This is a genomic window from Kribbella sp. NPDC055110, from assembly GCF_053607525.1.
In genome coordinates, this window is record NZ_JBSGTS010000037.1 from 43,498 (window position 1) to 51,510 (window position 8,013).

At 69.5% G+C, this 8,013-nt stretch carries 7 protein-coding genes; 4 read left to right on the plus strand and 3 right to left on the minus strand.

What is annotated here, in order from left to right:
- The first annotated feature begins 113 nt into the window (after positions 1 to 113).
- The 4 genes from ACWF0M_RS35165 (at position 114) to ACWF0M_RS35180 (ending at position 4,113) form a co-directional block, all read left to right on the plus strand.
- Entirely contained in the window at positions 114 to 1,337 is a 1,224-nt protein-coding gene (locus tag ACWF0M_RS35165; protein ID WP_452240074.1) for a hypothetical protein, read from the plus strand.
- Positions 1,334 to 1,978 (plus strand): hypothetical protein, encoded by a 645-nt coding sequence (locus ACWF0M_RS35170; RefSeq protein WP_452240075.1) that lies wholly within the window; start codon positions 1,334 to 1,336, stop codon positions 1,976 to 1,978. The genes ACWF0M_RS35165 and ACWF0M_RS35170 overlap by 4 nt, the downstream gene beginning before the upstream one ends.
- Positions 1,975 to 3,225 carry a hypothetical protein gene (locus ACWF0M_RS35175; RefSeq protein ID WP_452240076.1) on the plus strand — a complete coding sequence of 417 codons (1,251 nt, stop codon included), beginning with the start codon at positions 1,975 to 1,977 and terminating at the stop codon, positions 3,223 to 3,225. Before ACWF0M_RS35170 ends, ACWF0M_RS35175 begins: the two co-directional genes overlap by 4 nt.
- A gap of 117 nt (positions 3,226 to 3,342) precedes the next feature.
- On the plus strand, positions 3,343 to 4,113 hold the full coding sequence (locus ACWF0M_RS35180; RefSeq protein ID WP_452240077.1) for a DUF4097 family beta strand repeat-containing protein: 771 nt from the start codon (positions 3,343 to 3,345) through the stop codon (positions 4,111 to 4,113).
- 3 nt (positions 4,114 to 4,116) lie between these two features.
- Here ACWF0M_RS35180 and ACWF0M_RS35185 read toward each other — a convergent pair whose 3' ends face one another.
- The 3 genes from ACWF0M_RS35185 to ACWF0M_RS35195 are packed head-to-tail and all read right to left on the minus strand — an operon-like array spanning position 4,117 to position 7,895.
- Positions 4,117 to 4,365 (minus strand): DUF6458 family protein, encoded by a 249-nt coding sequence (locus ACWF0M_RS35185; protein ID WP_452240078.1) that lies wholly within the window; start codon positions 4,363 to 4,365, stop codon positions 4,117 to 4,119.
- A 60-nt stretch (positions 4,366 to 4,425) separates the two neighbouring features.
- On the minus strand, positions 4,426 to 6,213 hold the full coding sequence (locus ACWF0M_RS35190; RefSeq protein WP_452240079.1) for an NHL domain-containing thioredoxin family protein: 1,788 nt from the start codon (positions 6,211 to 6,213) through the stop codon (positions 4,426 to 4,428).
- 47 nt (positions 6,214 to 6,260) lie between these two features.
- Complete coding sequence (locus ACWF0M_RS35195) at positions 6,261 to 7,895, minus strand: hypothetical protein (RefSeq protein ID WP_452240080.1); 1,635 nt, start codon at positions 7,893 to 7,895, stop codon at positions 6,261 to 6,263.
- Positions 7,896 to 8,013: the final 118 nt, after the last annotated feature.

Genomic DNA, 8,013 nt, shown 5'->3' on the forward strand with positions numbered 1-8,013 from the left:
GGTCTCCCCTGTCCGGGCCAGGGTCGCGCCCAACTCCGGCGGGGTGGAACCAGGAGATGTGCCGTTGCGTCCGTGTGAACGTGTCCAGGTCCGGTCGTCGTACGCTGTCCGCGATGCCCGTCCGATTCCTCACCGCCCTGCTCGCGGCACTCGCCTTCCTCCCCGCCCTGCCGGCGCGCGCGGAGACACCGGAGCTACCCGACCGGATCGCCGCCGCCTGGAAGACCGATCACCTGTCCGTCGACGGGCGGTTGACGATCCCCGCGACCGAGCTCGCGCGGATCCGCAGCGCGATGCGCACCGCGGGCGTTCCCGTGTACGTCGCGCTCGTGCCGCGGACGCCGTACCTCGGGAAGAACCGGCTCGACCTGCCGACGCTGCTGCACGCGCGGATCGGTGCGCCGGGGCTGTACCTGGTCGCGATCGTGGACGACACCTACTGGTCCACGACCGCGGAGCTGTACCGGCAGGGCGGGCTCCGGGGCCGCGACCTGACCAGCGTGCGGGCCGACGACAAGCAGCGTCTCGACCTCGTCTCGGATCGTCCGGCGCCGCAGATCGTCCGCACGATCCAGCAGGCGTCGACGGCGTACGACGGTCGCGCGCTGCCGGCCGTCCCGGCTGCCGACCTGGAGCCGGAGCGCCCGGATCGCGGCCTGTCTGTGACGGACAAGTCCGACCGGGCGGTGTACGTCGGCCTCGGGATCGGCGGGCTCCTCGGGTTCGTGCTGACGCTGGTGATCGGGCTGCGACGGCGTGGCGCCAAGCGGACTCGTAAGCGTCAGCCGGCCGATGATCCGCCGGTCGAGTCGTGGGATGTGCAACTGAACGCGGACGCCAAGATCAAGCAGGCCGAGCGGGCCGTTGCGCGGCTGGATCGGCGTCGCAACAAAACGACCTTGCTGCTGGATCAGCGCGATGACGCGTACCGCCGGCTCGACGCGGCGCGGACGCTGCGCGCGGACCAGCCGGAGGACCTCCTCGCCTCGGCCGGAGCGCTCGTGCTCGCCCGGCAGGCCGAACGGATCGCGTCCGGTGCAGCCCTCCAGCCGCCGTGCTTCTTCGACCCGACGCACAACCCCGGGACGGCGAAGGTCGACTGGTCGGACGACGTCGAAGTACCTGCATGCCAGCAGTGCGCGAGCGTCGTACGCCACGGCAAGACGCCGCGCGGTCTGCAGGTTTCGGCCAAGTCGGGGCTGCTCGGTCACGACCGCAAGCAGGTGCCGTACTGGACGCTCGACCCGGAGGACAGCCCGATGGTCGCGACCGGTTTCGGCGCGCTCTCCGACGATCTGGCCGACCGGATCACCGGCCGGAAGGACGATGTCCGATGAGACGGTTCGTCCTGTTGCTGATGGCAACTGCTGTGCTGCTGACCGGGACCGCGTGGGCAACCACACCGACCGATCCCCGGATCATCGCCGCCGTCTCGGCCTGGACGCAGGAGAGGCTGTACGTCGACCCGGACTTCGCGTCGGTTGCCGATCGCAACGAGACGCTGCAGGTGATCTCGAACGCGAAGGTGCCGGTGTTCGTGGCCGTCGTACCGTCCGGCGAATGGTTCCCGGAGAAGGGCGACACCACGTTGCTGGCCGGCCGGCTGGCAGCCGCGAACGGCAAGCCGGGCGTGTACGTCGTGATGGACGGCGACCGCTCGTACGGCGTCGCGCACCAGCTCGGTGTGTACGCGCCGACGTGGACGTACGCCGACGGGAAAGAGTCGCTGAGCAAGCAGCTCTCGGACTATCTCGACGGCGTCGAGGAGTCGAAGTACAGCACGCCGAAGCCGGCCCGGACCGAGCCGCTGCCACCCGAGCCGGAGCGGACGTACCCGGAGGAGAAGTTCACCGTCGGCAAGGCACTCGGCAACGGCCTCGGCGGCACCATCCTCGGCCTGATGGGCGGCGGCGTCCTCGGCGGAATCGTATTGATCGTGGCGGCACTCGCCCGCCCACGACGGAAGGGACGCGCGTGAAGGCCCGTTTTCTGCTGGGAAGACTCGCGCTGGCCTGCCTCGCGGCGGCGCTGACGCTGCTGGTCGCGACCCCGGCCCAGGCCGGTACCGCCGCGCGGACCCCGGCGGAGCGGGCGCGGGAGATCGCGACCGCGTTGACGAAGGATCCGGTCTACATCGACCCGGCGTACAAGACGGCACTGCCGGCGACGCTGCTGGACAACCTTCGGACGAAGGCGAAGGCGCTCGGGTACCCGGTCTACACGGTCGTCCTGCCGCTGACCCCGAGCGACGAGTTCCAGGGCGAGGAGAGCACGGCCCTCACCCTGGTGATGGACGCGCTCCGGCTGCCGGGGCTGTACGTCGTGGTGGACGGCGGCAGCCGGTTCCCGTGGTACGAGACGCGGGACCTGCCGCAGGTGAGCGAGGAGAAGCTGCAGGCGGCGCGGACCCGAGCGCTGGACGACGAGGGGTACGACGCGGGGCCGACCGAGGTGCTGGCCCGGATGTACGAGCTGCTAGCCCAACCGGGGATCGCGAAGACCTCGGCCCGACCGAACTCGAGTACGCCGTCCCGGAACGACGACTCGGAGCCGGCCGGTCACGGGCGGATCGTCGCGCTGTCGATCGTCGGTGGACTCGTCGTACTGGTCGGTCTCGGTCTGGTGATCGGGCGAACCCGGGGTTCGGGCGGCGGACGGGAGCAGACGTTCCGGATCCCGCCGCACGTGGCCGCGACAGTGGCGGCCGAGCGGCGCCGGCGGCTGACCCAGGACACGACCGCCGAGCTCACCGCGCTCGGGTCCGAACTCGCCGCGCTCCCGACCACCGAAGGCGCGGGGCTGGTCCATCAGCAGGCCGCGCTCGACGACCACGCCGCCGCGTCGAAGGTCCTCGACTCGTCGCCCGGCCTCGTCGACCTGGTCGGCGCGATGGTCCTGCTGGACAAGGCACGGCGGGAGTACGACGCCGCGGTCGCGTCCGCGGCCGGCCGGCGCGTGGACGCCGTACCGGATCTGTGCGCGTTCAACCCGCTGCACGGTCGCTCGTCCGGTCGCCCGACGAAGGTCGAGTCCGACGGTACGACGCTCACGCTGCCGCTGTGCAACGAGTGCCGGCAGGCCCTCAAGCGTCGCTCGGCGCCGGCGTCCCTGCCCGGCAAGGACGGGCCGTACTGGTACGAGGACACGCTCTGGGCGCGGACCTTCTTCGGCACCACCGGCGACGATCTGGCCGCGGCCGTGTCCCGGGGTGAGCTGCATCGATGAGAGGGCTTCCCTGAGGACGGTTCAGGGGCGCGTCGAGGGATCTGCCGGATCCTGGGGCCTGGTCCCGGAGCCTACTGTCGTTGCGACAACGTGGGTGGGCTCGAGAAGAGGCGGACGATGGCGGAGAACAAGCAGCTCGGCGTGATCCTGCTGGTGGCGGCGGCCGGGCTGGCGTTCTGGCAGTTCGGGGATCGGGACTCCGACGACACGCATAAGATCGACGACAAGATCACCACCGTCCAGCTCGCCGCCGGGCACGCGGACATCAAGATCACCGTGTCCGACGACGACAAGACCAGCGTGCGGGAACAGCGCAAGTTCTGGTTCTGGAAGCACGGCGACGCGTACTCGGTGAACGACGGCGTACTCAAGCTGGACGGCGACTGCGGCTGGCAGTGCACCGCCGACTTCGAGGTGACGGTGCCGCGCGGCACCAAGGTCACCGGTGAGAACGGCAGCGGCGACCTCGAGATCGCCGGCGTCGCAGGGGTCGACGCGAAGTCCAACTCCGGCAAGATCGAGCTCCGCGAGGTCCAGGGCGACGTCAACCTCGACGTCACGTCCGGCGACGTGTCCGTGCAGGACCTGACCGGGAAACTCGACGTCAAGGCCAACTCCGGCGACATCGAGGCCAAGGACCTGAGCGGCGGCGCGGTGGACGTCGAGACCACGTCCGGCGACATCGAACTCGACCTCACCGAGGCGAACGACATCCGCGCCAAGGGCACCAGCGGCGACATCGAGATCAGCGCCCCGACCGGTGCCTACAAGGTCACCACCGACACCAAGCACGGGGAGGTCGACGACAGCCTCGGCAACAACTCCTCCGGGGCCCACACTCTGACCGCCACCACTACCTCAGGTGACATCGCATTGCACAGTCGCTGAGGACTACTCCTTGATGTCGCGGTGGTGTTCCTCGACGACGCGGTACTCCTCTTCGATGGCCGGGTCGATGGCGTCGGTCTCCACTCGCCGGCGGCGGTTGGTGATGTAGAAGGAGAGCAGGATGCCGGCCAGGCCGGCGAGTAGCAGGATGTAGCCGACGACCTGCAGGTTCACGGCGTCCCAGGTGTCGCGGACAGCGAACGCCAGCACGGCGCCCACCACCATCAAGAAGATCCCCACACCGATGCTCATCCGAGCCTCCCAGAGAGTTCTTGGAACTACACCTTCGACGGTACCCCTCCGTCAAACAAGTTACTTGCTGCCGGAGAGGACCAGTTCGACACGATTCGGGCCGTCGGGGGTGATGCTGACGGGGACTCCCCAGTCCTGGCGGTGCATGTGGCAGGCGGGGAACTCCACCTCGGCGGAGTCGTCGCACGAGGCGGCCTGGACAGCCACGTGGAGCACCCCGGAGCCGGCGTGCGGGTCGATGACGAGACGACGTACGAGATTGGTGGAGTCGCCCGCACCCTCGCGCAAGAGGTTGTCCGGGGTGGAGGAGACGAGCAACCGCGTGGACGGGCCGTAGCGGTCGTCGAGCTTCTGCCCCGGCGGCGGGTTGAAGACGACCTCGAGCGTGACCTCTCCAGCGGCGAGATCCATCGGCGGACGCTGCGTCCGGGTGCTGAACTCATCAGCAGTCGCGGAAGCCCCGAGCGGGATCCGGGTCAGGCGGTGCGCAGCGGACTCGACGACGAGCAGCTCGTTGCCCACGACAACGGCCCCGCTCGGCTCGGCCAGTCCGGTGGCCATCGTCTCGACGGTCTCGGTCTGCGGGTCATAACGACGTACGGCGCCGTTGTAGGTGTCGGCGATCGCGACGGACCCGTCCGGGAGGACCGTGACACCGAGCGGATGCTGCAACAACGCCTCGCTCGCCTTGCCGTCGCGCAGCCCGAAGTCGAAGAGCCCGGTGCCGACAGCGGTGTGCACCTCGGTGTCGATCCACCGCAGCGCCGAGATCTCCGAATCGGCCAGCCACAAGCGTTCGCCGTCCGCCGCCAGCCCACTCGTCTGCGCGAACCACGCGGCGCCGAGCGGCCCGTCCTTCAGCCCTTCGTTGGTCGTACCCGCCGCGACCGCGGTCTCCCCGGTGAACGGATCGAACGTCCACAACTGGTGTACGCCGGCCATCGCGATCCACACCTTGTCGCCCCACCAGGCGACATCCCACGGCGAACTCAGTACGTCGATCCCGTCGCCGTCCATCCATTGCTTGCCGGTGCCAACCAACGTCGACACCTGACCGTCCGCGAGCGACACCCCGCGCAGCGCGTGGTTGACCGTGTCCGCGACCACCACGTCGTACCCGACCTTGCCGGCCACGTCCGACGGAAGGACCACGAGACCGTTCGGCTCGGAGAAGCTCGCCTGGTCGGCGGCCCCGTCCGCGAAACCACGATGCCCCGCTCCGATCCGGCGTACGACGGTAGTCGCGTCGGCGGCGAGCTCGACGATGCTGTGGTTACCGGCGTCTGCGACCAGGAACCCGTTGTCGAGCGCAACGACCTTCGCGGGGAAGCGCAGATCGGTCGGCTCGGGTGTCGGCGCGACGTACGGCGACCGGCCTCGGGTCAGCGTGCCGGCCTGTTCGTGCTGCACGATCAGCTCTGCCAGCAGGGCGTCCAGGGCATGCTCGTGGCCTTCACCGGAGTACTGCGCGACGATGTACCCGTTCGGATCCACCAGGACCAGGGTCGGCCAGGCGCGCGCGGTGTAGTTCTGCCAGGTGACCAGCTCCGGGTCGTCCAGCACCGGATGCGCCACCTCGTACCGCTCGACAGCGGCCCGCACCGCGGCTTCCTCACCCTCGTGCGCGAACTTCGGCGAGTGCACCCCCACAATCACCAGCGCGTCGCCGTACTTCTCCTCCAACGGCCGCAGCTCGTCCAGCACATGCAGACAGTTGATGCAGCAAAACGTCCAAAAATCCACCAACAAAAAGCGTCCACGGAAGTCCGCGAGCGACAACTCCCGCCCACCCGTGTTCAACCACCCACGACCCTTGAGTTCTGGCGCACGCACATGCATGTTCACCATTGTCCGCCGCGGCTCAACAGCAGCCGACACAGGCCCGGCGGGTGAGATCAGCGCGGCAGGATCAGGGTGTCGGTGAGGAGTTTGGCGGTTTTTCGCAAGGTTGCCGGGGACGACGAGAGGTCGGTGGCGAGGGTGTAGGGGGTGAGGGTTTCGCCGGGGCCCACCAGGCGGTGGCGGTGGGCGAGGAGCCAGACGATGGCTCGGGGCCAGGTGGAGAGGCGGGCCTTGGCCAGCAGGTCGGGGGCGTCGCGGACCAGGCGTTCGGCGATGTCGAAGGCGTCCGGCGCGTACGCCGTACCGAGGGTTTCGCCGGCCATCAGCCAGGCGTGCGGTGCGAGGACCGAGAGGGTGGCGGCTTGGTGGTTGTCCAGGCCGCGGAGGTCGGGCTGCGGCGGGGATCCGAGGCCGGCCAGGGCTCGGTAAGCGTCTTCCAGATCGTTGGTCGCATCATCGAGGAACACCCGCTCGCCGGGCTTCGAGCCGACCGGGTCGATCATCGCGGCGGCTTCCAGGGCCGGCAGCCAGACATCGACGGCGTCGACCGCCTCGTCGACGGTGTCCAGCGGCAGATGGGTCCGCTCACCGGCGAACTCGAGCCAGGCCTTCACCACCACCGGGACCGCATCGAAATAGGTGCTGTCAGCAAGCACCTTGCGCGGCAACCAGTGCGCCAGGAAGAGCTCCACCAGCACGCCGCTGACGCGCTGCGGACCGCCGACGGTGTGGTCGACCGCGTGATCCACCCACAGCCGGGCGATGTCCGCGGCATCGTCGGGCAGACCAACGGCGTACCGCGACTCGAGGAACTCCTCGACCAGCTGCTCGCGCTGTCGCGGCGTCATCAGCGGGCGGACCGGCGGCCGAACCGGGCGCTCCGGCATCTGCGTCAGCCGGTTCACCAGCAGGCCGGTGAAGAACTCGAAGTCCTCGCTGACCGGCGGGTCGTCGTAGTCGCGGGTCTCGCCCAGCGCCTGCAGGATGATGCCGGCCGCGATCGGCGGGCGCACGGTCCGGATGGTCACCCGGCCACCGCGCTCGTACGCCTCCAGGACGCGGTCCACCGGCGGGCCGACGAACACGTCCTTGATGATCGCGCCGAGATTGTTGTCGATGAACACCACCACGGTGTGCGGGTGCTGCTCGTCGTCGTAGTCGAGCACGACGCTCAGCCCGTCACCGGTGATGTCCTCGGACACGATCGCGCTGGTCAGCCGGAAGCCGGCGATCCGCGTAACCCATTCCGGAACTTCGTCCTGCGTCCGCAACCGGGAGACATGCGCCCGCTGCAGCGGCAGCCGTCCGGCCGGGCCGACCGTCCGCGCCAGGCTGGTCAACAGCACGAAGGACTCGAGGTCACGGCGCTCGCCGAGCACTCGCGCGGCGTCGGCCCAGAAGAACCGCTCCACCTCGCCGATCTCGTCCGGGAGCCCGGCCGGCCACAGCTGGTCGGCGAGCATCGCCGCCGAGCGCGCCACCGACGCCTCGGCGATCACCGGATGCAGGGCGGTCGGCACCGAGGCCATGTCGAGGGCAAGCGTTTCCAGCAGCGTCTCCAGTACGGCGACGCTCGGCGTCGTGTCGACATCCACAGCCGCCGCCGGCACGGGCGGCTCGCTCGGGTCGGAGCCGACGAGCCGCAGATGGCTGCGCCGTCCGTCCCGTCCACTCGGAGACTTGGTCACCTCCGTGAGATTACCGCCCCCACCCCCACCCCCGCAGTCCCGTCAGCGCGCCCTGTGGACAACCTCGCCGTACAACTTTGAGAAGCCACCAACCGTTTCGCGCGGCCCGAAACGGTTG